The organism is Streptomyces sp. AC555_RSS877 (genome assembly GCF_019049245.1).
Classification (GTDB): domain Bacteria; phylum Actinomycetota; class Actinomycetes; order Streptomycetales; family Streptomycetaceae; genus Streptomyces.
Genome location: NZ_JAGMUK010000020.1, coordinates 1 through 26,824, shown reverse-complemented (window position 1 = coordinate 26,824; position 26,824 = coordinate 1). Strand labels below are relative to the sequence as shown.

Sequence of the window (26,824 nt, the reverse complement as noted above, 5' to 3'; positions counted from 1 at the left end):
ACCGGAGTCGAACCCTGCCGAACGTGACTTGAATCCTTACCCCCGGTTACTCATTGGAACCGCTTGCTTTACCTGGCCCATACCCGTAAGCCTTCCTACCCAAAGTGTGACTCGGGGGGTTGTTGGCGTATGGAAGGCACGGTTGACGGGTTCCGCTATGGGTTGGTGACCCCATTGGCGGCCTATGTGATGGCGTGTCTGGGAGGGGCTCTGGGACTGCGCTGCACGGTCCGGTCCCTGCTCGACACGCAGTCGTGGAAGGCCGGCTGGCTGGCGCTCGGCGCGGCCGCGATCGGCTGCGGCATCTGGACGATGCACTTCATCGCCATGATCGGGTTCCAGGTCGAGGAGACCCGGATCCGCTACGACGTGGGACTGACGGTGCTCAGCCTGGCCGTGGCGGTCGTCGTGGTCGGCATCGGCGTGTTCACGGTGGGCTACCGGGGCGCCAGCACCGCCAATCTGTCCGTCGCGGGCGTCGTCACCGGTCTCGGTGTCGCGGCCATGCACTACCTGGGCATGGCCGCGATGCACCTGAACGGCGAGGTCCACTACGACCCGCTCGTCGTCGCACTCTCCGTGCTGATCGCGATCATCGCCGCCACGGCGGCCCTGTGGGCGGCCGTCACGATCCGCGGCTTCCTGACGAGCCTCGGAGCCAGCCTGATCATGGGCGTGGCCGTGTCCGGGATGCACTACACGGGAATGGCCGCCGTCAGCGTCCACGTGCATGACACGAGCGGCGGCACCTGGGCCGGCGACTCGGCCCACTCGCTGCTGTTACCCATGCTGCTCGGGCCGGTCGTCTTCCTCGTGCTGGCGGGCGTGGTGGTGATGTTCGATCCCCTGCTGGTCCTGGGCGACGGCGACCCGAGCCGGTCGGCTCTGCCCCGGCGGGCCGCCCGGACCGCGCTCGCCGAGTCGCGCGGTTCCGTCCACGAGAACTCGGCGGGGGGCGTACCGCGACCGCGGCAGCCGTACGAGGCTCCGCAGCGCACCCGCCGTCGGTGAGCTGACCCAACTCCTGGCCGGTTCCGCATCGTTGTTACGGTGCACCGGTGTCTGAATCCTCACGTGATACCGCCGAAGGCGCCGGCTGGGGCACCACGGAACGCGGCCGGTACCAGCAGCTCATGCCCCACAAGGCCGAGAAGATCTCGTGGCTCAACCCGAAGACGCTGTGGGCCGCCCGCAACGGAGTCGTGGCGTCCTGGTTCGGGGACCCGACGGGCCGTACCCGCGGCCGTTGGGTGGCGCAGCGGGCGGCGGCGGGCGCACCGGCCGACAAGGTGATCCGGCGGGACGACCCGGACCGGTTCTCCTTCATGGTCCTCGGCGACACCGGTGAGGGCGACGATCCCCAGTACGCCGTCGTCCCCGGGTTTCTGAAGGTCGGTGAGGACACGCGGTTCGCGGTGGTCGCCAGTGACGTGATCTACCCGGTGGGCAGCGCGGACGACTACGGCACGAAGTTCTTCCGCCCGTACCAGGACTACCGGGCACCGATTTACGCGATACCCGGCAACCACGACTGGTACGAGGACCTCGGCGCCTTCATGCGCGTCTTCTGCGACGACGCCCCGCCCCTCGAACCGGAACCCGGGCCCCGCCCCCTCACCCGCGCCTGGCTGCGGTCCCTGCTGTGGCACCGGCCCCGCGCGGACGACGGCCAACGCCTCGACGAAACACGGCAGTTGCGGTCGGACGCGGCCCAACGGGCCGTGCAGCCGGGCCCGTACTGGGCCATCGACGCCGGGCCGGTGCGGATCATAGGCATCGACACGGGCCTGCTGGGCGGTATCGACGCCGAACAGGGCGCCTGGCTGCGCGAGGTCTCCCAGGGCCCCCGCCCGAAGATCCTGATCACCGGATCGCCCCTGTACGTGGACGGCGAGCACCACCCCTGCGCGATAGACGGCGGCGGCACGGTCGACGACATCGTCCGCGACCCGGAGCACCACTACGTGGCGGCGATCGGCGGCGACATCCACAACTACCAGCGCTACCCGGTGCGGGTGGACGGCCGCACCATCCAGTACGTCGTCGCGGGCGGCGGCGGCGCGTTCATGCACGCCACCCACACCATCCCCCACATCTCGGTCGCCGACGTCACCGAGAAGGACTTCCGCTGCTACCCGCTGCGCGGCGACTCCCTCGCCTTCTACAGCAGGCTGTACGGCCGTCGGCTGCGCCTGCGCCGTTTCTTCACGCTCACCGAGGCCGAGGCGACGGCCGTGATCGCCGAGCGGCTCGGCATCCCGCCGACCCGCACCCCGGGCGGGCCCGTGCGGGTCACCCTGCGCACGCGGGTCGTCGCCAGTCTGCTGGGCGCCGGCGGCCGCCCCGACCGCACCTCGCGGTTCCGGCTCCCGGTCCGCAAGATCTACACGCAGCTGTTCTCGCCGAGTTCGGCCACCTACAGTCCGCCGTTCTTCAAGTGCTTCCTGCGTCTGGACGTCACCCCGGAGACGATCCTGCTGCGCTGCCACGCGGCCACCGGCAACCGCGCCCAGGAGACCGAGCCGCCGGTCGAGGACGAGATCACCATCGCGCTGACCTGATCGCGGTCGTACGGCCGCCGCCTGCGACACTCCGGACAGAACCGCTGTACGACTCGACCGATGGAGGGCCCCGTGCCGCCGATCTCACGCCCGTTGCGCAAGCTGGGCTTCCTGACCATCGGGCTGTTCGACGAGGAGAATCCACGCCGGGGCCACGAGTCCACGCTGGAGATCATCGAGCTGGGCGAGCGGCTGGGCTTCGACAGCGCGTGGCTGCGCCACCGTCATCTGCAGTACGGCATCTCCTCGCCCGTCGCGGTGCTGGCGGCGGCCTCGCAGCGCACCCGCCGTATCGAGCTCGGCACGGCGGTCATCCCGCTGGGCTGGGAGAACCCGCTGCGGCTGGCCGAGGACCTGGCGACCGTCGACCTGCTGTCCGGCGGCCGTCTCAACCCGGGGGTGAGCGTGGGCCCGCCCATGCGCTACGACGAGGTCAAGGGCGCGCTGTACCCGGACACGGCGGACGCCGAGGACTTCAGCTACGAGCGGGTGCGGCGGCTGCTGGACTTCGTGCGCGGGGAGCCGGCCACCGACTTCAGCGGGGTCGAGGGGTTCGAGGTGTTCTCGGACCGGGTGCAGCCGCACTCCCCCGGCCTCGGCCGCCGCCTCTGGTACGGCGGCGGCAGCCTCGGCTCGGCGAAGTGGGCCGGCGAGCACGGTATGAACTTCCTGGTCAGCAGCGTCGTCAAGGCGGAGGGCGTCGAGGGAGCACCGGACTTCGCCGAGATCCAGCTCTCCCACATCCGCGCCTTCCGTGCCGCCCACCCCGACGGCGAAGCCGCCCGCGTCTCCCAGGGCCTCGTCGTCATCCCCACCGACTCCGCCTCGCCCGAGCAGCGCGCCAGGTACGAGGAGTACGCGGCCAAGCGCACCCCTCGTACCGCGTCGCCGCAGGGTCCGGCCCGTCTGATGTTCGCGCCCGACATCGTCGGTACGTCTCAGGAGATCGCCGAGCGGCTGCACGCGCACGCCGCGTTCCGCGAGGTCGACGAGGTCGCGTTCGCGCTGCCGTTCACCTTCGAGCACGAGGACTACGTGCAGATCCTCACCGACATGGCGACGAAGCTGGGCCCGGCCCTGGGCTGGCAGCCGGACAGCTGAGCGAGGTCACCAACGCCCGGGCTCGGTCCCGGTGACCGGCTCCGACGGCTTGCCGTCCACGCCGACCGGGACGTCACCGGTGAGCATCACCCTGTGCATGGTCCGGGGGAAGTCGAGGTGGGCGTTGTCACCGGGCGCGAGGTGGATGGTGGCCCGGTTGTCCCAGAAGGCCACGCTGCCCGGCTCCCAGCGGAACCGGACCGTGTACTCGGGCCGGGTCGCCTGCTCCAGCAGCATCTCCAGGATCGCGCCGCTCTCGGCCCGGGAGAGGTCGGCGATCTGCTCGACGTAGTAGCCGTTGACGTACAGGATCCGCTCCCCCGTCTCCGGGTGGACGCGCACCAGCGGGTGCAGCGAGGCGACCTGACGGTCCAGCAGATGGCGGACGTACGCGTCGTCGCCGGGCCGCGGCTGGTAGCCGACGCCGAGCCGGTGCTCGGCGCGCAGTCCGTCGACGAACTCCCTGAGGGGGGCGGAGAGTCCGGCGTAGGCGGCCGCCAGGTTGGACCAGGTGGTGTCGCCGCCGTAGGGCGGGACGGTCTCCGCGCGCAGGATCGTCGCGGCCGGGGGGTCGACGCGGGCGCCGTGGTCGCAGTGCCAGCCGCGCAGGAGGGTGTGCCGTCGGCGTCGCAGCCATTCGTCGTGCTCCATGCCGAACCTGCCGCCCAGCTCCAGCCTGTCGGCGGTGGTCTCGATCTCGGGGAAGTCCGGCGGCGAGGCGCTGCCGCGCTTGCGCAGCACGACCGGTTCGCCGAAGCGGCGGGCGAACGCCACATGCCCCGGGTGATCGAGCCGCTGCCCGCGGAAGAACACCACCTTCCAGCGCAGCAGCGCCGCCCGGATCGCGGCGACCACGGTGTCGTCGAGGCCGTCGGCCAGGTCGACGCCGGTGATCTCGGCCCCGATGTGTCCGGCGACCGGCTTCACCTCGGTCCCCGAGGCCTCGTCCGATCGGCCCGCAGTGGCCCTGTCCGTCGTCATACACGCTCCGCATGGTCGTCCCTGGCGCCGGCCGGGATCGGACCGACTCCAAAGATCGTGACAGCGTTGGGCGAGCGTGGCGACAGGGCCTCGTCGGGTACGTCTCCGCGACGCGGGGCCGGCTGGTACGCCCCCGGAGGTCCCCTCCACCGCCGGACCGCACCGAAGCCCGGACACGGCCTCCTCCCCGCCTGTCCGTTTGATCACTGCTCCCCCTGTCCCCGACCCTGGAGGGACGACACAGTCAAGGGAAGGCCACGCAGTGATCAGCATCCCGACGCACACGCTCAACGACGGAACGACGATCCCCGCCATCGGCCTGGGCACCTGGCCGATGGACGACACACAGGCGGAACAGGCGGTGCGCGGCGCGTTGGAGGCCGGCTACCGGCTGGTCGACACGGCGACGAACTACCGCAACGAGAGCGGCGTCGGTCGTGGCGTGGCCGGCAGCGGCGTGCCCCGCGAGGAGATCGTGGTGACGACCAAGCTCCCCGGCCGGCACCACGGCTACGACAAGACCCTCGCCTCCTTCGAGGCGTCCCGCGCCCGCCTCGGCCTGGACCATGTGGACCTGTACCTGATCCACTGGCCGCTCCCCCGTGTCGACCAGTACGTCGACTCCTGGAAGGCCATGATCAGGCTGCGCGAGGACGGTCTCGTGCGCTCCATCGGCGTCTCCAACTTCACGGCCGAGCACATCGAACGCCTGGAGAAGGAGACCGGGGTCCTGCCCGCGGTCAACCAGATCGAACTGCACCCGTTCTTCCCGCAGGACGAGCTGCGCGCCTTCCACGCCCGCAAGGGGATCCTGGTCGAGAGCTGGAGCCCGCTGGGGCGGGGCACGGCGCTGCTGGAGGATCCCGTCGTCGCCTCGGTCGCCGAGGCCCACGGGGTGACGCCCGGCCAGGTCGTCCTGCGCTGGCACGTCCAGCTCGGCGCGCTCCCCATCCCGAAGTCGGCGGACCCCGAGCGGCAGCGCCGGAACCTCGACGTCTTCGGCTTCGAGCTGGACCCCGCCCAGATGGCGGCGATCGCGGACCGCGCCCACCGGCGCATCGGCGGGGACCCGGAGACGCACGAGGAGTTCTGACCCCTCGGCGGGGTACCCGGGGGCCCGTGGGACAGGGCGGCCCGGTGGTGTGGAACGCCCGGGAAGGAGTCGACGGTGGGTGACCGTGACCGGCTGCGGGACTACCACGGCAAGCGGGACTTCGGCCGGACCGGCGAGCCGCCGGGACGACAGGCCCCGGCCGGCGAGGAACCCCGGTTCGTCGTGCAGATCCATGACGCCCGCACCCTGCACTTCGACTTCCGGCTCCAGGTCGACGACGTCCTGAAGTCCTGGTCGGTCCCCAAGGGCCCCTCCGACGACCCGAAGGACAAGCGGCTCGCCGTGCCCACCGAGGACCATCCGCTGGAGTACGAGGAGTTCGAGGGCGTGATCCCGGCGGGCGAGTACGGCGGCGGCACGGTGATCGTCTGGGACCACGGCACGTACGAGCCGCTGAGCCACGACCGCAGGGGCCGGCCCGTGGACTTCGGGGAGTCGCTGGAGCACGGGCACGCGACGTTCCGGCTGCACGGGTCGAAGCTGCACGGCAGGTACGCCCTGACCCGGTTCCGGGGCGGCGACGACGAGTCCTGGCTGCTGGTGAAGGCGTCCGAGGGGCGCACCCGGGGCCACGGCACGCCCGACCCTTACCGGGCCCGGTCCGCGCGCTCCGGCCGCACCCTCGCCCAGGTCGCCGCCGACGCCCCGGAGAAGTGACGATCAGTCCGGCGGCGGCAGGATCTGCTCGGCCCAGATGGTCTTGCCGCTGCCGGTCTGCCGACTGCCCCAGCGCTGGGTGAGCTGGGCGACCAGGAGCAGTCCGCGGCCCCCTTCGTCGAAGGCGTGGGCGCGGCGCAGGTGCGGGGAGGTGGAACTGCCGTCGGAGACCTCGCAGATGAGGGTGCGGTCGCGAATCAGCCGTAGCTGGATGGGCGGTTCGCCGTAGCGGATCGCGTTGGTGACCAGTTCGCTGACGACGAGTTCGGTGACGAACGCGGCCTCGTCCAGTCCCCAGGCGGTGAGTTGTTCGGTGGCGGCCTGCCGGGTCGCGGCCACGTGGGCGGGGTCCGGTGTGACGTCCCAGGTGGCGACCTGGTCCGCGCCCAGCGCCCGGGTGCGGGCCAGCAGCAGGGCCACGTCGTCTCCCGGCTCTTCCGGCAGTACGGCCTTCAGCACGGTGTCGCACAGGTCGTCGAGGGTCTCGGTGCGGGCGGTCAGGGCGCGGCACAGTTCGTCGGTGGCGTGGTCGACGTCGCGATCGCGGTCCTCGATGAGGCCGTCGGTGTACAGGGCGACGACGGCGCCCTCGGGCAGTTCCATCTCGCTGGCCTCGAAGGGCAGCCCGCCGACGCCGAGCGGGGGGCCCGCGGTCAGGGGCATGAGCCGTGCGGTGCCGTCGGGCAGGACCAGGGCCGGCGGGGGGTGTCCTGCGGCGGCCATGGTGAGGCGGCGGGAGACCGGGTCGTAGACGGCGTAGAGGCAGGTGGCGCCGAGTTCCGCGACGTCCTCGTCGGTGTCGCCGGACGCGAGGTGGGTGACCAGATCGTCGAGGTGGGTGAGCAGTTCGTCCGGCGGGAGGTCGACGTCGGCGAGGGTGCGGACGGCGGTGCACAGGCGCCCCATGGTCGCCGACGAGGGGATGCCGTGGCCGACGACGTCGCCGACGACCAGGGCCACCCGGCTGCCGGAGAGCGGGATCACGTCGAACCAGTCGCCGCCGATGCCGGCGAGCGACCCGGAGGGCAGGTAGCGGTGGGCCACCTCGACCGCCGCCTGACCGGGCAGGCCGCGAGGCAGCAGGCTGTGCTGGAGAGCCAGAGCGGTGGTGCGTTCGCGGCCGAAGCGACGGGCGTTGTCGATGCAGACGGCGGCGCGGCCGGCCAGTTCCTCGGCGAGGACGGCGTCGTCACCGACGTAGTCCTCCGGGTGGGCGATGCGGACGGCCACCGCGACACCCAGCGTGGTGCCGCGGGCGCGCAGCGGCACCGCGAGCATCGAGTGGACCCCCCTGCGGTGGGGGCGGCCCGCGGGGGCCCGCGCGTTGCGTTCGGCGACCCACCGCATGAAGTCCGGCTCGCCGGCCTGGCCGAGGACCGCCCTCACCTGCCGCAGCGCCTTCGCGGGCGGCGAGTAGGGGGGATAGACGTCCACCTCGCCCAGGTGTACGGCCGCTTCGGGGGTGCCCTCGGTGCCGGAGCCGTGGGCGACGCGGCGCAGGACGATCTCGCCGTCCAGGGCCGCCACGGGTTCGTCCGCGCCGAGGACCCATTCGAGCAGGTCGACGCTGGCGAAGTCGGCGTACCTCGGGACGAGGAGTTCGACGAGTTCCTCGGCGGTGCGGACCACGTCCAGGGTGGTGCCGATGGCGGCCCCCGCCTCGTTCAGCAGTGCCAGGCGCTGGCGGGCCCAGTACTGCTCGGTGCTGTCGAGCGCCGCCAGGGCGACTCCGGTGACGTCGCCCGAGGCGTTCCGCACGGGCCACATCTCGATGTTCCAGGCGTGCTCCCGGTTGAGGGCGGGCGCGCCGGTGAAGCTCTCGTAGTGGACCGGCCGGCCCGTCTCGGCGACCTGGCGCAGATTGCTGTGGAAGCCCCGGCTGTGCTCGGCGTCCTCCACGGTCTCCGGGAAGGGCCTGCCGAGCAGGACGTCCTCCGACACGCCCATCACCCGGCAGGCGGTGTCGTTGAGGCGCAGATAGCGCTGCCGGGTGTCGAAGACCGACATGGACACGGACGCCTGCTGGAAGGCCTGCCCGGCGAGGGTTTTCTCGCCGGGCCGTTCCGCGGTGATCACGTACCCCTGCGGGGTGCCGTCACCTCCGCGCAGGGGGTGTGCCTTCACGTCGAGTGTGAGGGGGGTGCCGTCCCGGTGCCGCAGCACGGCGGTGCCTGTCAGCGCCGCCACGGTCTCGTCCGGCGGGTCCTCGGCGAGCAGTTCCCGCGCCGGGCGTCCCACGACCTCGTGGGCCGGGTATCCCGTCAGCCGCAGGGCGTCGTCGCTCCACCCCGTCACGATGCCCCGGGCATCGATGGTTGCCGCAGCGGAGGCGTGCTCCATAGCGTCCAGGATGGTCCCTTTGCGGCAGGGCATCAACCGCGGTGCGCCCTTCGGGGTCCGGTCGGTCAGGCGCGGTGGGCACGCAACGCGTCGAGAGCCCGGTCGGCGTGGGTGTTCATCCGCAGTTCGCTGCGGACGACCTCCAGGATCGTCCGGTCCTCGGCTATGACGAAGGTGATCCGCTTGGTGGGCGCGAGGGAGAAGCCCCGCTTCACGCCGAACAGCTCCCGGATCTTCCCGTCGGTGTCGGACAGCAGGGGCATGCCGAGGTTGTGCTCTCCGGCGAACTCCTGCTGGCGTTCGACGGCGTCGCCGCTGATGCCCACGGGCCGGGCGCCGACGGCGGCGAACTCGGCGGCCAGGTCGCGGAAGTGGCAGGCCTCGGCGGTGCAGCCGGGGGTGAAGGCGGCGGGGTAGAAGAACAGCACGACGGGTCCGTCGGCGAGCAGGTCGGACAGGCTGCGGGGCGTGCCGGTCTCGTCCGGCAGCGTGAAGTCCTCGATCTTGTCGCCGGTCTCCGGACGGGCGCTCATGACCGGCCCTCGCCGCCGCGCGCGACGCTGCGGGCCCACAGGACGAGGGGTATCTGGAGCGGCAGCCGTCCGAGGGCGGCGGCCTTCAGGGGGGCGGGGCGGTGGCGCCAGTCGACGGCCATCTTGACGTTGGCGGGGAACACGCCGACGAAGAGTGCGGCGGCGGCGAGCGCTGCCGGCTTCCGGGTGCGCGGGGCGGCGATGCCCGCGGCCAGCGCCAGTTCGGCGACTCCGCTGGCGTACGTCCAGGTCCTGGGCGTGCCGGGCAGGCTGCGCGGGACGATCGCGTCGAACTGGCGTGGAGAGGCGAAGTGGGCGACACCCGCGGTGGCCAGCAGGCCGGCGAGCAGCAGGGGTGAGCGTTCGGACCGTGACACGGTTCCTCCTCGGATGACCTGCCGCGCGATATTACGTGACGGTAGGGGTCCGTGGACCCACCGCCCTGCCGCGGGGACGGGGGCACGCCGCTTGGAGGGGACGCCGGGAGGGTCGCACCGCTTCGCCCCCGTCCGGACGGGGGCGGCGGGGAACCGCGGCGATGCGAGGGACCGGTGCGCTCAGGCGGTGCCGGCCGGGGTGCTGGGCTGCTGCTCGGTGTCGTCGTCGATGGCGTGCGACAGGAAGTCGTCGACCATGCGGTGGAAGAGCGTGGCGAGCTCGCGCAGTTCCTCGGGCGACCACTCGGACAGCGCCAGCTGCATGCCGCGGGCGCCGGCGCCACGGATCCGGTCGATGGCCTGCTGACCGGTCTCGGTGAGCTGGATGCGCTGGGCGCGGCGGTCCTCCGGGTCGGGGACGCGGGTGACGTACCCGGACTTCTGCAGCTGCTGCACGGTGCGGGTGACGTGGGAGGCCTCCACGCCCAGCCGATTGGCCAGCTCCCCGGGCCGCAGTGGCTCGGAGTCGGCGACCTGGCGCAGCAGCGCCACGGCGGCACGGTCCAGGGGGACCTCGGCCAGGGCCATCAGCCGGTCGTGCTGCCGGGCGCGCGTGCTCAGGTAGGTGATGCGGGTGAGCGCACGCTCGATCTCGATGACTTCCGGGGCGGGGACGTCGGGGAGCGATGGTGTGGACATGGGAACCACTTTACCATCTTGTTGCGTAACTCAAGTAACTTACAGTGTGACGTGACGCAGAGTACTGCTCCAGGCCGCGCCCGCGGCGATGGCCTGCCGCCACAGCCGGATCGCCTTGGGCGGCATACCGACCGCGAGGGCACCGCTCACCCGGTCGCCGGTGCGGTACACGGCGACGAACCGGCGCTCCGCCAGGTCCCCGTCCACCACGGCCACCTCGTCGTGGCCCCGCAGGAAGCCGTAGGCCTGCACTTTCATGTCGTACTGGTCGGACCAGAAGTACGGCACCGGCGCGAACGGCTTGCGGGCCTCGGGACGCAGGAGGTTGCGTGCGGCGGCCATGCCCTGTTCGGCGGCGTTGGTGCGGTGCTCGACGCGCATCGAGGTGCCGAACAGGGGGTTGTACCAGCGGGCGACGTCACCGGCCGCGTACACTCCCCCGACCTTCGGCCGGGGGGACTCCCAGGCAGCCTCGCAGAACTCGTCGCAGACCAGGCCGTCGCCCACGGGCAGGCCGCTGCCGTCCAGCCACTCGGTGTTCGGCAGCGAGCCGACGGCGACGAGCACCTCGTCGGCGTCGATCACCGTGCCGTCCGCGAGCCGCACCCCGTCCTCGGTCACCTCGGTGACCGTGACCCCGCAGCGCAGGTCCACGCCTCGCTCCACGTGGGCCCGCGACAGCACCTGACCGACCGCCGTGCCGACGGCGTGGGCCAGCGGCACGGCGGCGGGTTCGAGGAGGGTCACGTGGGCGCCGAGGCCCCAGGCCACGGCGGCGGCCTCCGCCCCGAGGAAGCCGGCGCCCACGACGACCAGGTGCCGCCCCGGTGTGAGCCGTTCCCGCAGCGTCAGGGCGTCGTCGAGGGTCCGCAACACGTGCGCGCCCTCGCCGGGCAGCCGGCGCGGCCGGACGCCGGTGGCCACGACCAGTCCGTCGTACGGCAGGTCGGAACCGTCGGCCAGCCTCACCGTCCGGTCGACGGGTTCGAGGCCGGTCGCGGCCACGCCCAGCCGCAGGTCGAGGCCGAGCCCGGCCAGGTCGTCCGGTGTGCGCAGGGCCAGCCGGTCCGGCTCCCACTGGGCGGCCAGCAGTTGCTTGGACAGCGGCGGCCGGTCGTAGGGTGCCCGCGGTTCGTCTCCCACCAGGGTGAGCGTGCCGTCGTAGCCCTCGCGGCGGAGCGTCTCGACCGCCGCGAGCCCGGCGGCCGAGGCGCCGACGACGACGATCCGCCTCACTGGTCCACCAGGCGGATGGCGGCGGCCGGGCAGATCGCCACGGCCTCGCGCACGTCGTCGAGGGAGTCCGCCGCGGGGCGCTCGTCCAGCAGGAAGGCGATGCCGTCCTCGTCCCGCTGGTCGAACACCTCGGGGGCGGCCATCACGCACTGCCCCGACGCGACACACTTCGGCTCGTCCAGTTCCACGCGCATGATCTGCACCTCGTTGTTCTGATGTTGTGGGGGGTTGTCCGTCGGCAGCGGGGTCACCAGGTGACGGGCAGTTCGTAGACGCCGTAGACCGAGCCGTCGTGCTTGAACGGCAGGCCGTCGACCTCGGCGGCCGCCCGCAGGGTGGGGATGCGGCGGTAGAGGGTGCTGTAGACGACCTGGAGCTCCATGCGGGCAAGCGGCTGGCCGAGGCACTGGTGGACGCCGAAGCCGAAGGCGACGTGCCGACGGGCGTCGCGGGTGAGGTCGAGCCGGTCGGGGTCGGCGAAGGCCTCCGGGTCGCGGTTGGCGATGTCGTTGGGCATGATGACGCCCTCGCCGGCCCGGAGCACCTGTCCGGCGATCTCGATGTCCTCCAGGACGGCCCGGCGCCGGCCGCCGTGCACGATGCTCAGGTAGCGCAGCAGCTCCTCCACCGCCGACGCGACGAGTTTGGGGTCGTTCGTGTCGCGCAACAGAGCGAACTGTTCCGGGTGTTCGAGGAGCGCGAGCGTGCCGAGGGCGATCATGTTGGCCGTGGTCTCGTGGCCGGCCAGGAGCAGCAGCACACCGATCTGGGCGACATCCTGCCGGGACAGCTCGCCCGACTCGACCCGCGCCACGAGCCCGGAGAGCAGGTCGTCGGCCGGACGGGCCAGCTTCTCGCCCATCAACTCGTCGAGGTAGCCGAGCAGCTTGCCGTGGGCGGCCATCCGGTCCTCCATGACCGCGTCCCGCGTGATGAGGATCTTGCTGTTCTCCTGGAAGAAGTCGTGGTCCTCGTACGGCACTCCGAGCAGTTGGCAGATGACCAGGGAGGGCACCGGCAGGGCGAACGCCTGCACCAGGTCGACGGGGCCGCCGACGGCGAGCATGCCGTCGATCAGGTCGTCCACGATCTTCTGCACGCCGGGGCGCAGCGCCTCGACCCGTTTCACCGCGAAGGGGGCCGTCACCATGCGGCGCAGGCGGGCGTGCTCCGGGTCGTCCATGAGGATGAAGCTGATGTTGTTCTTGCCGTTGCTGGGGGCCTGGAGCGGATATCCGGGGCTGGTGATGTCGGCGCTGACCCGGGGGTCGAGGAGCAGGGAGCGCTGGTCCTCGTAGCGGGTGACCAGCCAGGGGGTGCTGCCGTCCCAGAGCCGGACCCTGACGAGCCGGCCCTCGTCCTGCTGGGCCCTCAGGCTGGGGGGCGGGTCGAAGGGACAGCCCGCCGCCCTGGCCATCGGGAACTCGGGGACCGGTGCGGCCGCTCGGGGCGTGGAACCGGTCAGGGTGTCGGCCATGGTTCTCCTCGGGGTGGGGGGCTCCGCTCGACGGGCGGAGCGCCGGGGTGAAGTGGTCGAGGCCTCGATGAGCACAGGCAAACAGACGGGGCTGACGCCTTCCCGTCAGTTTCCTGACAGAAGGCTGACGTGACCCGGATCACACGATGCCGATGCATCCAACTGCCCTTGGACTTAGTCGAGTTGACGGTCCGATTACCCCTTGACGGAGACTCAGCCCTCGGCGTCGGCGCGCCCCAGCCAGTAGCCGAAACCGCGGCGCGTGTGGATCAGCACGGGAGCCTCCTGATCCACCTTGCGCCGGAGCCGGGAGACCAGTTGCTCGATGGCGTTGTCGCCGCGGTGGTCGCCCCAGACGTACCGGCCGATCTGCTCCTTGGACAGCACCCGGTGCGCGTTGGCCAGGAGATGGCGCAGCAGCCGGTACTCGGCGGGCGTGAGGCCGAGCGTCCGCGTACCGCGGCGCGCCTCGCACAGGGTGTCGTCCAGGACCAGGTCGCGGTAGCCGAGCACACCGCCCCGCGGACGGCCGGGGCCGGTGCGGGTGCCGCGCAGCAGGACCTGGACGCGGGCCAGGACCTCGGCCATCCGGAAGGGCTTGGTGACGTAGTCCCGTTCCCCCAGGTCCAGTTCGGGCACGAGCCGGTCCAGGGAGTCGTACGGGGTCAGCAGGAGCACCGGCGGGCGGTGGGCGAGGACCGGCCGGTCGCGGCCGAGGCCCTCCAGGTCCGGCAGCGCCGCGTCGAGGACCACGAGGTCGAACCGCCCCGCACCGAGCCGCGCCAGCGCCTCGGTTCCGGAGCCGGCCACGCCGATCCGGTATCCCGCCAACTCCAGGGTGGTGGACAGCAGTTCGGCGACGTCCGGTTCACCGACGACGACCAGGAGGTGCTGACCGGCCCCGCGGGCGAGCGGCGGTTTCTCACGGGTGCTGCCGTACATGCGCCCACCCTACCGCCTTGCTTGCCTAACTCAACTAATTCAGGACAGCCCACAGACGGACGTGCGCGAGGTCAGGAACCGGGCGTGATCGGCGCCAGCCACATTCCGGCGACCGCGTCGATGAGGCCGGTCGCGGCGTCGTGCCAGGTGGCCCGGGGCGTGGGGGCGTTCTCGGCGAGGGCCCGCTCGCGTTCGGCGGACATGTGCACGATGAGGTGGCGGGCCATGTCGCCACGTTCGGCGCGGACCTCGGCGGGCAGCTCCGGCAGACACCGGTTGAGGCCTTCGACGATCTGCCGCAGGGACGGCGAGGACAGCGACTCCTCCACCATGATCGGCCGGAGCGCCGGGTCGGTCATCACCTGAGCACAGAACCGGGCGTACCAGGTGGGACTGCCGAGCGCCGCGAGGTGTTCGGGAACCGGGCGGCCTACCGGTCGGGCCTGGTGCAGGCCGTTTCGCCCTCCACGGACCGCTGATCCGCGGTCGGCGGCCGTTCAGGGGAACCCTGCCGGGAGGGCGCGTGGCGGTGGCCGGACCGGTCGACAACTGACCCGTGAGCCTCCCGCTGATCCCTCCCATGCTCGCCACGCCCGGCACGCTGCCGCCCGCCGCGCAGGACGCGCGGTGGGCGTACGAGACGAAACAGGACGGCCAGCGGGTGGTGGTCTATCTCCCCGGTGACGGCAGCGTGGTGCTGCGGGCCCGGTCCGGGGAGGTCGTCACCGTCGCCTACCCCGAGCTGCTGGCGCTGGGCCACGCCCTCGGCGCCACCCCGGCCGTGCTGGACGGGGAGGTTCTGGCCCTGGACGAACAGGGCCGCGGCGACTTCCAGTTGCTCCAGTCCCGGATGGGGTTGGTGCAGGCGCCCGGCAGGGCGGCGCGCCGGGCGGCGGAGGTCCCCGTCCACCTCGTGCTGTTCGACGTGCTGCACCTCGGGCGGCGCTCGCTGCTGGGCCTGTCCTACGTGCGGCGGCGGGCGCGGTTGGAGGAGCTGGGTCTGGCCGGGCCCTACTGGTCGACCCCGGCCGCGCTCGTGGGCCGGGGCGAACAGGCCCTGCGGGCCACCCGTGAGCACGGCCTGGAGGGCCTGGTCTGCAAGCGGCTGGACTCGGTGTACGAGCCCGGTGTGCGCTCCCGTGCCTGGATCAAGATCCGGAACATGCGCAGCGAGGACGTCGTCGTGGGCGGCTGGCTGCCCGGCAAGGGACGGCTCACCGGCCTGCCCGGCGCCGTCCTGGTCGGCCAGCGCGCCGCCGGGCGCCTGCGGTACGTCGGCGGTGTGGGCACCGGCTGGAGCGAGACGGAGCGGGAGCAACTCGCCGCACTGCTGCACACCGCCGCGACGGACGTGTGCCCCTTCGACCCCGTGCCACGGGTGCCCGGTGCGCGCTGGGTGCTGCCCCGGCTGGTCGGCGAGGTCCGCTACAGCACCCGTACCCGGGCCGGGATGCTGCGCCAGCCGTCCTGGCTGCGGCTGAGGCCGGACCTCGCCCCCGAGGAGTCGGCGGCCGACGTGCCGGACGACCTCGTCTGACACCCCGTCAAGATCCAACTGTTGGGGCGGCCGTCACCAGAGAGTCGCCTGCGACCCCTTGGCGTGGACATGAAAAGCAGGGAAGCTGAACCTCCCTTTCCCCCCACAGCCGTTGGGCTGCGCCCGGACCAGAGGAGGACGCAGTGTCGTCACCGTCGTTCAAGGCACACCGCCGGAGATGGATCACCGGCCTGGCCGGCGCCGCCGCGCTCGTCGTCGCCTTCCCCACCGCCGCCTTCGCGGCACCGCCGACGGCCTTGCCCGCCAACGCCGAAGCCGCCGAGAAGACGTACCAGCCGGCCTTCGACTACGACACCGACGGCTGCTACCCCACGCCGGCCATCGGCCCCGACGGCACGGTCAACGGCGGCCTCAACCCGACCGGCGCCCTCAACGGCAGCTGCCGCGACGCCTCGGACCTCGACAACACCAACAGCTACTCGCGCTCCAAGTGCAACAACGGCTGGTGCGCCTACATCTACGGCCTGTACTTCGAGAAGGACCAGGCCGTCGCCGGCAGCAGCATCGGCGGCCACCGCCACGACTGGGAGCACGTCGTGGTGTGGGTGCAGAACAACCAGGTGCAGTACGTCTCGACGTCCAACCACGGCTCGTTCACCGTGACCGCGGCGTCCGGGGTCCGCTTCGACGGCACGCACGCCAAGATCGTCTACCACAAGGACGGCGTCAGCACGCACTGCTTCCGCCTCGCGAACTCGGGCGACGAGCCGCCGGAGAACCACAAGGGCACCTGGCAGTACCCGCCGCTGGTCGGCTGGAACGGCTACCCGTCGGGGCTGCGCGACAAGCTGAGCGCGTACGACTTCGGCAGCGCCAACTTCGCTCTCAAGGACGGCAACTTCGCCTCCGCGCTGTCCTCGGCCAAGCCGTCCGGGATCGCCTTCGACCCCAACGCCTGACCGTTCGAGACGTCCGCCGGCCCGGCGCTGCCCGCACACGGCACGCCGGGCCGGCCCGTCTGCCGGGCGGGTGGCGTCGGCCGGTACGGCGCAAAGGCACCGCCGTGAGGGTCTATCGTGGCCGTATGTCCGTGCCCGAACTGATCCGTGTCGTCTCCCGCGACTCGCCCATGGCGCTCGCCCAAGTGGAGCGAGTCCGCGTCGAGTTGGAAGCCCTGTACCCCGGAGTGCGCACCGAGGTCGTGCCGGTGAAGACGACCGGTGACAAGTGGATGGGCGATCTGTCCATGGTCGAGGGCAAGGGGGCGTTCACCAAGGAGGTGGACGCCGCGTTGCTGGCCGGCGAGGCGGATCTCGCGGTGCACTGCGTGAAGGACGTGCCCGCCGACCGGCCGCTCCCGGCGGGCACGACGTTCGCCGCGTTCCTGAAGCGGGACGACATCCGCGACGCCCTCGTCCACCCCGGCGGCCTCACCCTGGACGAGCTCCCGGCCAGGACCCGGATCGGCACCTCGTCGGTGCGCCGGGTCGCGCAACTGGCCGCCACCCACCCGCAGCTGGAGTGCGTACCGTTCCGGGGCAACGCCAACCGGCGGCTGGAGAAGCTGGCGGCCGGAGAGGCGGACGCGCTCCTGCTCGCGGTGTCCGGTCTGGAACGCATCGACCGCCGGGACGTGATCAGCGAGGTCCTGTCCCCCGAGACGATGATGCCGCCGATCGGCGCGGGCATCCTCGCCCTGCAGTGCCGGGAGGGCGACACCGAGATCATCGACGCGGTCAGCGCGCTCGGCGATCCGGACACACATCGCGAGGCGACCGCGGAGCGCATGTTCCTGCACGTCCTGCAGGGGCACTGCAACAGCCCGATCGCCGGGTACGCGCGCGTGGACCGCGGTGGCGAACTGTCCCTGCGCGCCTGTGTCTTCACCCCGGACGGCAAGACTCGGCTGAACGCCCACGAATGGGCGGGCCGCCTCGACCCGGCGACGCTCGGCACCTCGGTCGCCGTGGCGCTGCTGCGTCAGGGCGCCCGCGAGATCATCGACGGCATTCCGCACTGAGCGCTTGGCCCGCCCGTCAGGCGGTGCCCTCTTCGGCCTGATCCCGCAGGAAGTTGCTCACCTGGCAGGCGAGGCCGTCGCGCACCGCGCCGGTGCCGACGGCCTGCTCGTCCAGTCCGATGCCGCCCGCCCACAGCCGGCGGTCGGCCCACTCGTCGTCGACCCGCAGCTGGACCTGGACGTCCACCTGGCTCAAAGACGCCTCCGGGCCGGCCGCGTACAGCACGGCGGTCGCCCTGCGCAGCGGATAGACGTCGAAGCCCTCGATGAACTGCGAATTGCGCCAGTCGATGAACGCGCTCTCCCCGTCGGGGCCGATGCGCACGTCGATCTGGCCGTCCTCCAGATGGATGGTGGAGTGCAGGCTGCCGCGGTTCTCGACGGTGACGCGGACGCGGAAGTACGTCAGCCCTTCGGCCGCGTCGTCCCGTCCGCGCGGCGGCTCGGCCGCCTCCAGACGATGGACGCGGACACGCAGACCGGCATGCTCGTCGTACTCCTGCCAGTCCCCGACCACGTTCGGCTCGTACACAATCCACCTCTCGACCTCAGAGAGCTGCTTCCTATCTGTGCGCTCTGCACACTGTCAAATGAGCAGAATGCGCTGTGGCCAGCGAATTCGTCCCCTTGATCAGTGATCAAGCCGTGCGCAGGAAGAATCCGCCGACCGGTCGGACGGCCGGATTCCCGCGCGTGCCGCACATCACTTTCCGGACGCCGGTCATCGGGCCAGCCGGCCCAGGAGCGACGAGGCCGCGGCGATGCCGAGCGCGGCGGCCACGATCAGCACCGCGAAGTCGAGCGTCAGGTGCGCTGGTGTACCGATGAGGAGGCCGCGCAGGGCGTCCACCTGGTGGCTCAGGGGGTTGACCGTGCTGACCGCCTGGAGCCACCCGGGCATGAGGGACACGGGGTAGAGGGCGTTGGAGCCGAAGAACAACGGCATGGTGATCGCCTGGCCGATGCCCATCAGCCGGTCACGGCTGAGCACGATGCCGGCGATGGTCATCGACAGGCAGGAGAAGAAGACGGATCCGAGGATCACCACCGCCGCGACGCCGAGCAGCTTGAGCGGGTTGCAGGTGAGCGCCACGCCCAGCAGGGCGGCGATGAGGATGACCACGACCGCCTGGATCAGCGACTTCACGCCGGCCGCGAAGGCCTTGCCGGTGATCAGCGCCGAGCGTGGGGTCGGCGTGACGAGAAGCTTGTTCAGTACGCCGGCGTCCCGCTCCCAGATGATCTGGATGCCGTAGAAGATGGCGATGAACATCGCGGACTGGGCGATGATGCCGGGCGCGAGGTAGTCGATGTAGGGGATGCCGTCGGTGGGGATCGCCTTGACGCGGGTGAAGGTCTGACCGAAGATCAGCAGCCACAGGGCCGGCTGGACCGCCCGGGTGTACAGCTCGGTGCGGTCGTGGCGCAGCTTCTGCAGTTCGACGGCGCACATCGCCACGACCCGGGTGGGCAGCAGCCGCCAGCCCGCGCGGGGCTCGGGCGGGCTCAGCAGCAGGCCGATGCCGGCCTCGCGGGCGCGGTCAGCCGACGCGGCCTGCGGTGCGGCGGGTGCTTCGGACATCGCGGAACTCTCCTGACTGGTCGTCGAGACCGCTGCCGGCGACGTCACGGAAGACGTCCTCGAGGGTGGGCAGCGGGTCCGTTGCCCTGGCGCCCCTGCGCGCACCGAGTCCCTGCCGCAGTTCGGCCGGGGTGCCGAGGGCCCGGATGCGGCCGCGGTGCATCAGGGCGACCCGGTCGCAGTAGTGGTCGGCCTCGTCCATGTGGTGGGTGGTCACCAGGACCGTCATGCCGGTGGCCGCGCGGACGGCGTTGATGTGTTCCCACACGTCGGTGCGGGCGATCGGGTCCAGGCCGATGGTCGGTTCGTCGAGGATCAGCAGGCGGGGCGCGCTGACCAGGGCCTGGGCGAGTTCGAGGCGGCGGATCATGCCCCCGGAGTAGGTGCCGGCGAGCCGGCGGCGGCGCCGGTGAGGTCGACGGCGGCCATGGCCTGTGCGACGCGCTCGGCGCGCTCACGGCGGGGCACGTCGAACACCCGGGCGAACAGGGCGACGTTCTCCCGGCCGGTGAGGCCCGCGTCGGCGGACAGCTGCTGCGGCACATAGCCCAGCAGGCGTCGTACGGCCATGGCCTCCTTGGCGGCGTCGCGGCCGAAGACGTGGACCATTCCGGCGGGGACGGGCAGCAGTGTGGTGATGCAGCGGATGGCCGTGGTCTTTCCGGCGCCGTTGGGTCCGAGCAGCCCGAAGACCTCGCCCGGCGCCACCGACAGTTCGAGCCCGTCCACCGCGTTCGTCTCGCCGAAGGAATAGGCGAGGCCGGTGCAGTCGACCGCTCCCTGAGCGTCCCGTGTCATGACTCCTCGGCCTCCTCGTGCAGGTTGACGGCGAGCTTGCGCAGCGCCGGGATCGCCGCGTGCAGTGCTTCCCGGTCCGCCGCGTCGAGCCGGGACACCTGGCGTCGTACGAGGTCGCTGCGCCGCCTGCGCCACTCCTCCAGCCGGGTCTCGGCCGCGGCGGTGGGCAGCAGCCGCGCGGCCCGGCGGTCGGCCGGGTGCGGCTCGCGGACCAGGTAGCCCTGCCGGACCAGCTGGTTGACCAGCGTCGAGACCGAGTTGCCCGCCAGACACAGCTCCCTGGCGGCGTCCGAGATCCCGATGCCGGGCCGATCCACGACGAGGCGCAGCAGGTCCACCTCCGCGCCCCGCAGCCGGGGGTCGGGCATGTCCCGGCGCAGTCGGCGCCGGATGAGCCGCTGGACGCCGACGAGTGCGTCGGCCAGCTCCTCGGTGAAGGTCTCTGGTTCCACACCGGGAGATTACCTCTGTAGCAGAGGTAACATCCCCAAACGCTGGTCAAGAACGTGCAGGCAGGGGGATATCCCGGCTGCGGATATCACTCAACGAATTCCGTCGATTTCAGAAAGTTCCTTCCCGAGGTAAACCCCGTCCCCTTTTCAACATTTCACCACTTCGCTGTCGCAGGCCATCAGCAGAATTCACCGGAATTGTTTCGGACCGGACGCCCGCGGGAATCGGCATTTCAGTGCTTCGGACAGGAGGCACGTCCGTGGGAGCCGCCCCTTCCGGCCCCGGGTGGTCTCCGCGAGGTCCGAGCCCGCGCCCCCACGGTTCTGTCCATCCAGCACCTGCTGAGGGAGGCGCGCACCATGCCTGTCACTGGCAGAACGAAGCCGCACCCGCACGACGACGCCCCCGACACCGCCGCCGACTTCCTGCGGCTCACCGACCTGCCCCCCGGCCCGGAACGCAAGACGCTCCGCGACGAACTGGTCGAGACCTGGCTGCCGATGGCCGAGCGGATCGCCGTCCGCTTCCGGGGCCGCGGCGAGTCCCTGGAGGACCTGTACCAGGTGGCCGCCCTCGGCCTCGTCAAGGCCGTCGACCACTACGACCCCGGGCGGGGCTGCGCGTTCGAGGCGTACGCCGTGCCGACCATCACCGGCGAGATCAAGCGGCATTTCAGGGACCACATGTGGACCCTGCACGTGCCCCGCCGCGTGCAGGACCTGCGCAACCGGGTGCGCCAGGCCGCGAAGGAGATGTCGCAGACGGCCCCGGGCCGGGGTCCGACACTGGCCGAGCTGGCCGCGTTCGCAAACATGAGCGAGGAGGAGGCGCGCACCGGGATGGAAGCCCTGGAGTGCTTCACCGCGCTGTCGCTGGAGGCCGAGATGCCCGGCACCGAGGGTTACGCCCTGGGTGACGCGATCGGCGGCCCGGACCCCGCCTTCGACACCGTCGTCGACCGGGTGGCCGTGCGGCCCTGCCTGGAGGCACTTCCCGAGCGCGAGCGGACCATCCTCTACCTGCGCTTCTTCCGGGGCATGACGCAGAGCAGCATCGCGGACCAGCTCGGTATCTCGCAGATGCACGTCTCCCGGCTGCTCAGCAGCTGCTTCGACCGGCTGCGCGAGGAGATCCTCACCGAGGCCAGGTGAGGCGCCGCCGTCACTCCGGCGGCACTCCCGGAATCTGCGTGGGGCCGTAGCGGTCCAGGGCCTTCTCGAGCTCCGCGCGGATCTCCGGGGGCATGGTCCCGGCCCGCCCCCACAGGAGGATCAGTTCGGCGACATTGCGCAGCTTGATGTTGGTGTGCTGCGAGACGTCCTTCAGCACTTCCCACCCCTGGTCGGGCGTGACCCTGCCGAGCGCGACGACCATACCGATCGCCTGGTCGACGACGGCGTGCGAGGCGACCGCCTCCTTGAGCTGGTCGATCTCTTCCTGCAGCTCGAAGATGCGGTCCGACTCGGCGGCTGATTCGTCCGGTTCGGCTGACACGTCTTCATCCTGACACCCGCCCGGCCCCGCGCCACCGGGCGTGACGCGGACCGGCCACCGTTTCGGTGGCGCCACGGGGGTACTCGGCATGCGCCCCGAGCGCTTCCGGCCGGACACTGGGACGAGACCTGTGTCGCCGGCCGACGAGAGCAGGACACGAACACCATGAACCACGACACGCGACCACCCAGCGCCACCAAGACCGTCCGGTCCACGCATTCCGTGTTCGGCGCGCCCTGCTGGGTGAGCCTGACCAGCCGCGACCAGCAGGCCACGGAGGAGTTCTACGGAGCCGTGCTGGGCTGGAAGTGGCAGCCGGCGAAGCTCGGCGACCGCTTCCGGGTCGCGCTGGCCGACGGAACACCGGTGGCCGGGATCGCCGCGGTCGCCTCCATGTGGCAGATGGCGGTTGCCTGGACGCCGTACTTCGCCGTGCCCAGCGCGGACGAGGCCGCGGCGCGAGCCCAGGAGCGCGGTGGCACGACGGCGGTGGGACCGCTGTCCTTCCCGCCCGGGCGGGCGGCGCTGCTCGCCGACCGGGACGGGGCCGCCTTCGGCATCTGGGAGGGGGAACTCGTCGCCAACTGGGAGAGCTGGCACCAGGCGCAGCCGGCCTTCATCAAGCTCCACACCCGCGACGCCTTCGACGCCGCCATCTTCTACGGCGAGGTCCTGGACTGGGCGTCGGACCGGCCCGGCTGCTGCGAGGTCCGCTACGAGGCGGGAGAGGTCGTGCTGCGCAGCCGGGGCGACGTGGTGGCGCGCATCGAGTCCGGTGCGCTGGAAGCGGCTCCCGACCCCACGATCCGGCCGCACTGGCAGGTCCACTTCGCGGTCTCGGACGTGGCGGCCTGTGTGCGGGCCGCGGAGGTGCACGGCGGCAGCGTCCTGTCGAAGGGCAGCGAGGAGGCCCGGCTGCGCGACCCCGACGGGGCTCAGTTCACGGTGACCTCGCGACGCGAACGCTGACCTGCCGCGCGAACGCGAACGTGACGAGGCCCCGGGCACACGGCCCGGGGCCTCGGTGCTGCGCGCCGAGCCTCAGCGGGCGGCGCGCGAGGGCCTGGACAGCAGGACGAGGCTGCGCGCGTCGACCGTCATGCGCGTGCCGGCCTTGTGCTCGGCCTCGTCGGCTCCATGGGGTTCGGCGGTGTCGATCAGCGTCGTCCAGCGGTCGCCGTAGGTGGCGTCGGGCAGGCGGAACTCCACCGGCTCCCAGTAACCGTTGAGCAGCAGCAGGAAGGAGTCGTCCACCACCCGGTTCCCGCACGCGTCGGGCTCGGCGATGGCGTCACCGTTGAGGAAGACGCCGACGGAGTGCGCGTCGGAGCGCTGCCAGTCCTCGTCGGACATCTCGCGCGCGTCCGGCAGCAGCCACACCAGGTCGGGCAGTGGCTGGCCCGCGTGCGTCACGGTCTCGCCGCGGAAGAAGCGGCGCCGGCGCAGCACCGGGTGGTCGGCGCGGAGTCCGATGACGTACCGGGTGAAGTCGGCCAGCGCCTGCTGGTCCTCGGTCAGCCGCCAGTCGACCCAGGAGACCTCGTTGTCCTGGCAGTAGGCGTTGTTGTTGCCGCCCTGGCTGCGGCCCAGTTCGTCGCCGTGGCAGAGCATCGGGATGCCCTGTGAGAGCAGCAGTGTGGCCAGGAAGTTGCGCTGCTGGCGGGCGCGCAGCGCCAGGACGGCCGGGTCGCGGGTGTCGCCCTCGGCGCCGCAGTTCCAGGAGCGGTTGGTGCTCTCACCGTCCTGGTTGTCCTCGCCGTTGGCCTCGTTGTGCTTGTCGTTGTACGAGACGAGGTCGCGCAGGGTGAACCCGTCGTGCGCGGTGACGAAGTTGACGCTGGCGCGCGGGCGCCGCCGGCTGTGCTGGTACAGGTCTGAGGAGCCGGTCAGCCGGGAGGCGAACTCGCCGAGCGTGTGCGGCTGGCCGCGCCAGAAGTCCCGTACGCAGTCCCGGTACTTGCCGTTCCACTCCGACCACAGCGGCGGGAAGTTGCCGACCTGGTAGCCGCCCTCCCCCACGTCCCACGGCTCGGCGATCAGTTTGACGCGGCTGATCACCGGGTCCTGCTGGATGAGGTCGAAGAACGCCGACAGCCGGTCCACCTCGTGGAACTGCCGAGCCAGCGTGGCCGCGAGGTCGAAGCGGAAGCCGTCGACGTGCATCTCGGTCACCCAGTACCGCAGCGAGTCCATGATCAGCTGAAGGACGTAGGGGTGCCGCATCAGCAGGCTGTTGCCGGTGCCGGTGGTGTCGTAGTAGTGCCCCCAGTCGCCGTCCACCAGGCGGTAGTACGAGGCGTTGTCGATGCCGCGGAAGGACAGCGTCGGACCCTTCTCGTTGCCCTCGGCGGTGTGGTTGTAGACGACGTCCAGGATCACTTCGAGGCCGGCCGCGTGCAGCGCCTTCACCATCGACTTGAACTCGGTGACCTGCTGACCGCGGGTGCCGTGGGCGGCGTAGTCGTTGTGCGGGGCGAAGAAGCCGATGGTGTTGTAACCCCAGTAGTTCGACAGGCCGCGGTCCGTGAGCACCCCGTCCTGCACGAACTGGTGCACCGGCATCAGCTCGACCGCGGTCACCCCTAGCGAGGTCAGGTGCTCGACGACCGCCGGGTGCGCGAGCCCCGCGTAGGTGCCGCGGAGTTCGGGCGGGACGTCGGGGTGGGTACGGGTGAGCCCGCGTACGTGCGCCTCGTAGATCACACTGTCGGCGTACGACCGCCCGATCGGCCGGTCGTCGCCCCAGTCGAAGGCCGGGTCGGTGACCACGCCGAGCATGGTGTGTCCGGCACTGTCGGCCGGGGACGGCCCGTCCGCCGCGCGCTCGAAGAGCGCGGCGTGGTTGTCGACCTGCCCGTCCACCGCCCTGGCGTACGGGTCGAGGAGCAGCTTGGCCGGATTGCACCGGTGGCCGAGGGCCGGCTGCCAGGGTCCGTGCACCCGGAAGCCGTAACGCTGCCCGGGCCCGATCCCGGGCAGGTAGCAGTGCCACACGAAGCCGTCGACCTCGGTCATCGCCGCCGTGAGGTGCTTGCCCTGGTCGTCGACGAGGACCAGTTCGACGCGTTCGGCGACCTCGCTGAACAGGGCGAAGTTGGTGCCGTTCCCGTCGTGCGTGGCGCCCAACGGATAGGGGCGCCCGCTCCACACGGGCACCCCTTTCCGGTGCGGTCGGCGCGCGGTCACCGCGCGTCCTCCAGAATGCCGTCCGGTGTGCTCGCCGGCCCGGCCAGGGCCGCGACCGGCACCTCGCGGGGCACCTGGAGCACCTCGGGCAGACTGGGCCAGGGTGTCGTGGGGACGAGGGGGACGCGTTCGCCGGCGCGGGCGCGCTGGGAGAACCAGATGACCTTGCTGCCGGTGTCGGTGGCGCAGCAGCCCCAGCCGTCGCTCATCGCGGCGATGTGTTCCAGGCAGGCGCGCAGGTCCTGGTGCGGGCGCAGATCGCAGTCGTTCTCGCCGATGGCGGTGATGAGGTGCTGGCCGTTCCACCACATCTCGATCGACGTGTTCTTGTCGGTGGCGTGCTCGTCGATGGCCCTCAGCAGCATCTCGGTACCGCGGCAGACGGGCTCGACCAGGATGTCCAGGTCCCAGTACCGGAGGTGGGCGGCCAGGATGCGCCTGACCTGTCCGACCCGTTCCGGGCCGACCTCCACGTCGAGGTGGTAGTAGCAGGGCGATGCGGTCTTCATCGTCGTTGGCTCCTCACCGGCGAAGCTCTCGCTTCCCCTCACCCCCTGCGGGGCATGGGCCCCGAACACGAAGCGTGAGCACTGATCGCTTCTGAGTCACCTACAGAGTGAGTGGGCTACGCCGTTCGTGCAACACGAGCGACGGACGAGGCGAGAGGGCCCACTGTTGATTGAAGATCCAACAAGACGCTGAGTCATTGCGCATGCACCATGTGTGAAGACCTCGATGCCCGTAACGGATCCGTGTGCGTTCGCGCGCGGCCGCCGCCCGACGGTCGGGAGACGTGCCATCGAGCCCCTGGAAGGTGAACGGCACCATGCTGCTGCCGGCCAAAGCCGAAGTGGCCCGCCAACTGCGGCGGTACCGGGCGTGGGAACGCAGGATGCTCGCGGCCCCCGCCGACCGCAGGATCCGCGCCACTTTCGAGGACTCGGGCTACACCCTCTGCGTGCTCATGGGAAAACGCTGCGCGCGCGAGGCCGCGGACGCCGCCGAACGCTATCTGCGGACCACCTTGGTCGCCTACCTCCAGGAGGAGAGCGAACGGCCCGGCCCACGGGCCCTGGTCAGACGGGGCCCGCCGAGTACGGACCGGCGTTCCCCCGCGGGGAGGTAGACACCTTCCGGCGCAGCTTGGATCCCCGGCCGGGCCACGGGCCCGGCCTCGAGCACGGCGGAGGTGTGACTCATGAGTTCGAACCAGACCCAGGTGATCGGCCGCATTCCGGTGCGGGACGTCCGGCCGTCCGTGGAGTGCGGCAGGCGTCCGGCGAAGGCCGTCGAGAACGAGACGTTCGAGGTCACCGCGACCGTGTTCCGCGAGGGTCACGACGCGGTCGCCTGCAATGTCGTACTGACGGATCCGGAGGGCGGGCACGGCCCCTGGACGCCGATGCGGGAACTGGCACCCGGCACCGACCGCTGGGGCGCCGAGGTCACCCCGGGCGCCCCGGGCCGCTGGACCTACCGCGTCGAGGCGTGGAGCGACCCGCTGACCACCTGGCGCCGCACGGCGTGCATAAAGGTTCCGGCCGGCATCGACACCGGGCTGGTCCTCGAGGAGGGCGCCGACCTGTACGAACGGGCGGCGGCCGGGGTGCCGCAGGGCCCGGAGCGTACGGCGGTCCTGACGGCCGTGGACGTGTTGCGCGACGACACCCTGCCGGTCGCGACGCGCCTGGCGGCGGCGTTGACGCCGGAGGTGGACGCGGTCCTGTCGCGGTATCCGCTGCGGGAGTTCGTGACGGCGTCGGAGACGCTGCCGC

27 protein-coding genes and 2 pseudogenes are annotated in these 26,824 nt (G+C 71.5%); 12 read left to right on the top strand and 17 right to left on the bottom strand.

The annotated features are described in order from the left end of the window. Window positions 1-129: 129 nt before the first annotated feature. The 3 genes from KUM49_RS09195 to KUM49_RS09185 all read left to right on the top strand — a co-directional run bounded on the left by KUM49_RS09195 (window position 130) and on the right by KUM49_RS09185 (window position 3,662). Complete coding sequence (locus KUM49_RS09195) at window positions 130-1,011, top strand: MHYT domain-containing protein (protein ID WP_217236246.1); 882 nt, start codon at window positions 130-132, stop codon at window positions 1,009-1,011. A gap of 47 nt (window positions 1,012-1,058) precedes the next feature. Then, window positions 1,059-2,561, top strand: a complete 1,503-nt coding sequence (locus KUM49_RS09190; protein WP_217236245.1) for a metallophosphoesterase — start codon at window positions 1,059-1,061, stop codon at window positions 2,559-2,561. Between the two features lie 72 nt (window positions 2,562-2,633). After that, window positions 2,634-3,662, top strand: a complete 1,029-nt coding sequence (locus tag KUM49_RS09185; protein ID WP_217236244.1) for an LLM class flavin-dependent oxidoreductase — start codon at window positions 2,634-2,636, stop codon at window positions 3,660-3,662. A 6-nt stretch (window positions 3,663-3,668) separates the two neighbouring features. Here KUM49_RS09185 and KUM49_RS09180 read toward each other — a convergent pair whose 3' ends face one another. Continuing rightward, window positions 3,669-4,643, bottom strand: coding sequence for a TauD/TfdA family dioxygenase (locus KUM49_RS09180; protein WP_217236243.1), 975 nt, complete (start codon window positions 4,641-4,643; stop codon window positions 3,669-3,671). 262 nt (window positions 4,644-4,905) lie between these two features. On the opposite strand from KUM49_RS09180, the gene KUM49_RS09175 reads away from it, so the two are divergent. Then, window positions 4,906-5,736 carry an aldo/keto reductase gene (locus KUM49_RS09175; protein ID WP_217236242.1) on the top strand — a complete coding sequence of 277 codons (831 nt, stop codon included), beginning with the start codon at window positions 4,906-4,908 and terminating at the stop codon, window positions 5,734-5,736. A gap of 75 nt (window positions 5,737-5,811) precedes the next feature. After that, complete coding sequence (locus KUM49_RS09170) at window positions 5,812-6,414, top strand: DNA polymerase ligase N-terminal domain-containing protein (protein ID WP_217236241.1); 603 nt, start codon at window positions 5,812-5,814, stop codon at window positions 6,412-6,414. Between the two features lie 3 nt (window positions 6,415-6,417). Here the strand turns inward: KUM49_RS09170 and KUM49_RS09165 are convergent, their stop codons facing one another. The 9 genes and pseudogenes from KUM49_RS09165 to KUM49_RS09125 all read right to left on the bottom strand — a co-directional run. Then, window positions 6,418-8,754 carry a SpoIIE family protein phosphatase gene (locus KUM49_RS09165; RefSeq protein ID WP_217236240.1) on the bottom strand — a complete coding sequence of 779 codons (2,337 nt, stop codon included), beginning with the start codon at window positions 8,752-8,754 and terminating at the stop codon, window positions 6,418-6,420. Window positions 8,755-8,819: 65 nt separating this feature from the next. Beyond that, on the bottom strand, window positions 8,820-9,287 hold the full coding sequence (locus KUM49_RS09160) for a peroxiredoxin (protein ID WP_217236239.1): 468 nt from the start codon (window positions 9,285-9,287) through the stop codon (window positions 8,820-8,822). After that, window positions 9,284-9,664 carry a MauE/DoxX family redox-associated membrane protein gene (locus tag KUM49_RS09155; RefSeq protein WP_217236238.1) on the bottom strand — a complete coding sequence of 127 codons (381 nt, stop codon included), beginning with the start codon at window positions 9,662-9,664 and terminating at the stop codon, window positions 9,284-9,286. Before KUM49_RS09155 ends, KUM49_RS09160 begins: the two co-directional genes overlap by 4 nt. Before the next feature lie 180 nt (window positions 9,665-9,844). Continuing rightward, the gene (locus KUM49_RS09150) at window positions 9,845-10,363 is read right to left on the bottom strand and encodes a MarR family winged helix-turn-helix transcriptional regulator (protein ID WP_217236237.1); all 519 of its coding nucleotides are present in this window, start codon (window positions 10,361-10,363) and stop codon (window positions 9,845-9,847) included. Window positions 10,364-10,402: 39 nt separating this feature from the next. Further along, a complete protein-coding gene (locus tag KUM49_RS09145) occupies window positions 10,403-11,599 on the bottom strand; it encodes an NAD(P)/FAD-dependent oxidoreductase (RefSeq protein ID WP_217236236.1) in 1,197 nt (398 codons plus the stop codon). Continuing rightward, window positions 11,596-11,793, bottom strand: coding sequence for a ferredoxin (locus KUM49_RS09140; protein ID WP_217236235.1), 198 nt, complete (start codon window positions 11,791-11,793; stop codon window positions 11,596-11,598). Before KUM49_RS09140 ends, KUM49_RS09145 begins: the two co-directional genes overlap by 4 nt. A 53-nt stretch (window positions 11,794-11,846) precedes the next feature. Then, entirely contained in the window at window positions 11,847-13,076 is a 1,230-nt protein-coding gene (locus KUM49_RS09135) for a cytochrome P450 (protein ID WP_217236234.1), read from the bottom strand. A 213-nt stretch (window positions 13,077-13,289) separates the two neighbouring features. Then, window positions 13,290-14,018, bottom strand: a complete 729-nt coding sequence (locus KUM49_RS09130) for a response regulator transcription factor (RefSeq protein ID WP_217236233.1) — start codon at window positions 14,016-14,018, stop codon at window positions 13,290-13,292. 71 nt (window positions 14,019-14,089) lie between these two features. After that, a pseudogene (locus KUM49_RS09125) lies at window positions 14,090-14,446 on the bottom strand (TetR family transcriptional regulator); the annotation flags it as partial. 128 nt (window positions 14,447-14,574) lie between these two features. Here KUM49_RS09125 and KUM49_RS09120 point away from each other — a divergent pair. From KUM49_RS09120 to hemC, 3 genes are all read left to right on the top strand, one after another. Further along, window positions 14,575-15,555 (top strand): ATP-dependent DNA ligase, encoded by a 981-nt coding sequence (locus KUM49_RS09120; RefSeq protein WP_217236232.1) that lies wholly within the window; start codon window positions 14,575-14,577, stop codon window positions 15,553-15,555. A 143-nt stretch (window positions 15,556-15,698) separates the two neighbouring features. Beyond that, window positions 15,699-16,475: an NPP1 family protein gene (locus KUM49_RS09115; RefSeq protein WP_217236231.1), complete on the top strand. Its 777-nt coding sequence runs from the start codon at window positions 15,699-15,701 to the stop codon at window positions 16,473-16,475. 125 nt (window positions 16,476-16,600) lie between these two features. Continuing rightward, complete coding sequence (hemC, locus tag KUM49_RS09110) at window positions 16,601-17,536, top strand: hydroxymethylbilane synthase (protein ID WP_217236230.1); 936 nt, start codon at window positions 16,601-16,603, stop codon at window positions 17,534-17,536. Window positions 17,537-17,552: 16 nt separating this feature from the next. On the opposite strand, the gene KUM49_RS09105 is transcribed toward hemC, so the two are convergent. From KUM49_RS09105 to KUM49_RS09090, 4 genes and pseudogenes are all read right to left on the bottom strand, one after another. Continuing rightward, window positions 17,553-18,068: a hypothetical protein gene (locus KUM49_RS09105; RefSeq protein WP_217236229.1), complete on the bottom strand. Its 516-nt coding sequence runs from the start codon at window positions 18,066-18,068 to the stop codon at window positions 17,553-17,555. 189 nt (window positions 18,069-18,257) lie between these two features. Continuing rightward, entirely contained in the window at window positions 18,258-19,118 is an 861-nt protein-coding gene (locus tag KUM49_RS09100; protein WP_217236228.1) for an ABC transporter permease, read from the bottom strand. Next, window positions 19,078-19,916, bottom strand: a pseudogene (locus tag KUM49_RS09095) (ABC transporter ATP-binding protein). Before KUM49_RS09095 ends, KUM49_RS09100 begins: the two are co-directional and overlap by 41 nt. Beyond that, the gene (locus KUM49_RS09090; protein ID WP_217236227.1) at window positions 19,913-20,368 is read right to left on the bottom strand and encodes a MarR family winged helix-turn-helix transcriptional regulator; all 456 of its coding nucleotides are present in this window, start codon (window positions 20,366-20,368) and stop codon (window positions 19,913-19,915) included. Before KUM49_RS09090 ends, KUM49_RS09095 begins: the two are co-directional and overlap by 4 nt. 360 nt (window positions 20,369-20,728) lie before the next feature. Here KUM49_RS09090 and KUM49_RS09085 point away from each other — a divergent pair, with 360 nt between their 5' ends. Next, window positions 20,729-21,520 (top strand): RNA polymerase sigma factor SigF, encoded by a 792-nt coding sequence (locus KUM49_RS09085; protein ID WP_217236226.1) that lies wholly within the window; start codon window positions 20,729-20,731, stop codon window positions 21,518-21,520. A 10-nt stretch (window positions 21,521-21,530) separates the two neighbouring features. Here the strand turns inward: KUM49_RS09085 and KUM49_RS09080 are convergent, their stop codons facing one another. Continuing rightward, complete coding sequence (locus KUM49_RS09080) at window positions 21,531-21,863, bottom strand: ANTAR domain-containing protein (RefSeq protein ID WP_308406576.1); 333 nt, start codon at window positions 21,861-21,863, stop codon at window positions 21,531-21,533. Window positions 21,864-22,028: 165 nt separating this feature from the next. Between KUM49_RS09080 and KUM49_RS09075 the strand changes: the two genes are divergently transcribed. Next, window positions 22,029-22,832 (top strand): VOC family protein, encoded by an 804-nt coding sequence (locus KUM49_RS09075; protein ID WP_217236224.1) that lies wholly within the window; start codon window positions 22,029-22,031, stop codon window positions 22,830-22,832. A 72-nt stretch (window positions 22,833-22,904) separates the two neighbouring features. Here KUM49_RS09075 and glgX read toward each other — a convergent pair whose 3' ends face one another. Both glgX and KUM49_RS09065 read right to left on the bottom strand, forming a co-directional pair. Beyond that, the gene (gene glgX, locus KUM49_RS09070) at window positions 22,905-25,049 is read right to left on the bottom strand and encodes a glycogen debranching protein GlgX (RefSeq protein WP_217236223.1); all 2,145 of its coding nucleotides are present in this window, start codon (window positions 25,047-25,049) and stop codon (window positions 22,905-22,907) included. After that, window positions 25,046-25,558 (bottom strand): pep a2, encoded by a 513-nt coding sequence (locus KUM49_RS09065; protein ID WP_217236222.1) that lies wholly within the window; start codon window positions 25,556-25,558, stop codon window positions 25,046-25,048. Before KUM49_RS09065 ends, glgX begins: the two co-directional genes overlap by 4 nt. Before the next feature lie 317 nt (window positions 25,559-25,875). Here KUM49_RS09065 and KUM49_RS09060 point away from each other — a divergent pair, with 317 nt between their 5' ends. Together KUM49_RS09060 and KUM49_RS09055 are read left to right on the top strand one after the other, a co-directional pair. Continuing rightward, window positions 25,876-26,175, top strand: coding sequence for a DUF5133 domain-containing protein (locus KUM49_RS09060; RefSeq protein ID WP_217236254.1), 300 nt, complete (start codon window positions 25,876-25,878; stop codon window positions 26,173-26,175). Between the two features lie 72 nt (window positions 26,176-26,247). After that, on the top strand, window positions 26,248-26,824 hold a 577-nt coding region (locus KUM49_RS09055; RefSeq protein WP_217236221.1), incomplete at its 3' end, for a maltotransferase domain-containing protein.

Excerpts from the sequence above, each read along its gene's own strand:
- KUM49_RS09195 (WP_217236246.1), top strand. The coding sequence starts at position 130 with ATGGAAGGCACGGTTGACGGGTTCCGCTATGGGTTGGTGACCCCATTG.
- KUM49_RS09180 (WP_217236243.1), bottom strand. The coding sequence starts at position 4,643 with ATGACGACGGACAGGGCCACTGCGGGCCGATCGGACGAGGCCTCGGGG.
- KUM49_RS09165 (WP_217236240.1), bottom strand. The coding sequence starts at position 8,754 with ATGGAGCACGCCTCCGCTGCGGCAACCATCGATGCCCGGGGCATCGTG.
- KUM49_RS09160 (WP_217236239.1), bottom strand. The coding sequence starts at position 9,287 with ATGAGCGCCCGTCCGGAGACCGGCGACAAGATCGAGGACTTCACGCTG.
- KUM49_RS09150 (WP_217236237.1), bottom strand. The coding sequence starts at position 10,363 with ATGTCCACACCATCGCTCCCCGACGTCCCCGCCCCGGAAGTCATCGAG.
- KUM49_RS09140 (WP_217236235.1), bottom strand. The coding sequence starts at position 11,793 with ATGCGCGTGGAACTGGACGAGCCGAAGTGTGTCGCGTCGGGGCAGTGC.
- KUM49_RS09135 (WP_217236234.1), bottom strand. The coding sequence starts at position 13,076 with ATGGCCGACACCCTGACCGGTTCCACGCCCCGAGCGGCCGCACCGGTC.
- KUM49_RS09130 (WP_217236233.1), bottom strand. The coding sequence starts at position 14,018 with ATGTACGGCAGCACCCGTGAGAAACCGCCGCTCGCCCGCGGGGCCGGT.
- hemC (WP_217236230.1), top strand. The coding sequence starts at position 16,601 with ATGTCCGTGCCCGAACTGATCCGTGTCGTCTCCCGCGACTCGCCCATG.
- KUM49_RS09100 (WP_217236228.1), bottom strand. The coding sequence starts at position 19,118 with ATGTCCGAAGCACCCGCCGCACCGCAGGCCGCGTCGGCTGACCGCGCC.
- KUM49_RS09085 (WP_217236226.1), top strand. The coding sequence starts at position 20,729 with ATGCCTGTCACTGGCAGAACGAAGCCGCACCCGCACGACGACGCCCCC.
- KUM49_RS09075 (WP_217236224.1), top strand. The coding sequence starts at position 22,029 with ATGAACCACGACACGCGACCACCCAGCGCCACCAAGACCGTCCGGTCC.
- KUM49_RS09065 (WP_217236222.1), bottom strand. The coding sequence starts at position 25,558 with ATGAAGACCGCATCGCCCTGCTACTACCACCTCGACGTGGAGGTCGGC.
- KUM49_RS09060 (WP_217236254.1), top strand. The coding sequence starts at position 25,876 with ATGCTGCTGCCGGCCAAAGCCGAAGTGGCCCGCCAACTGCGGCGGTAC.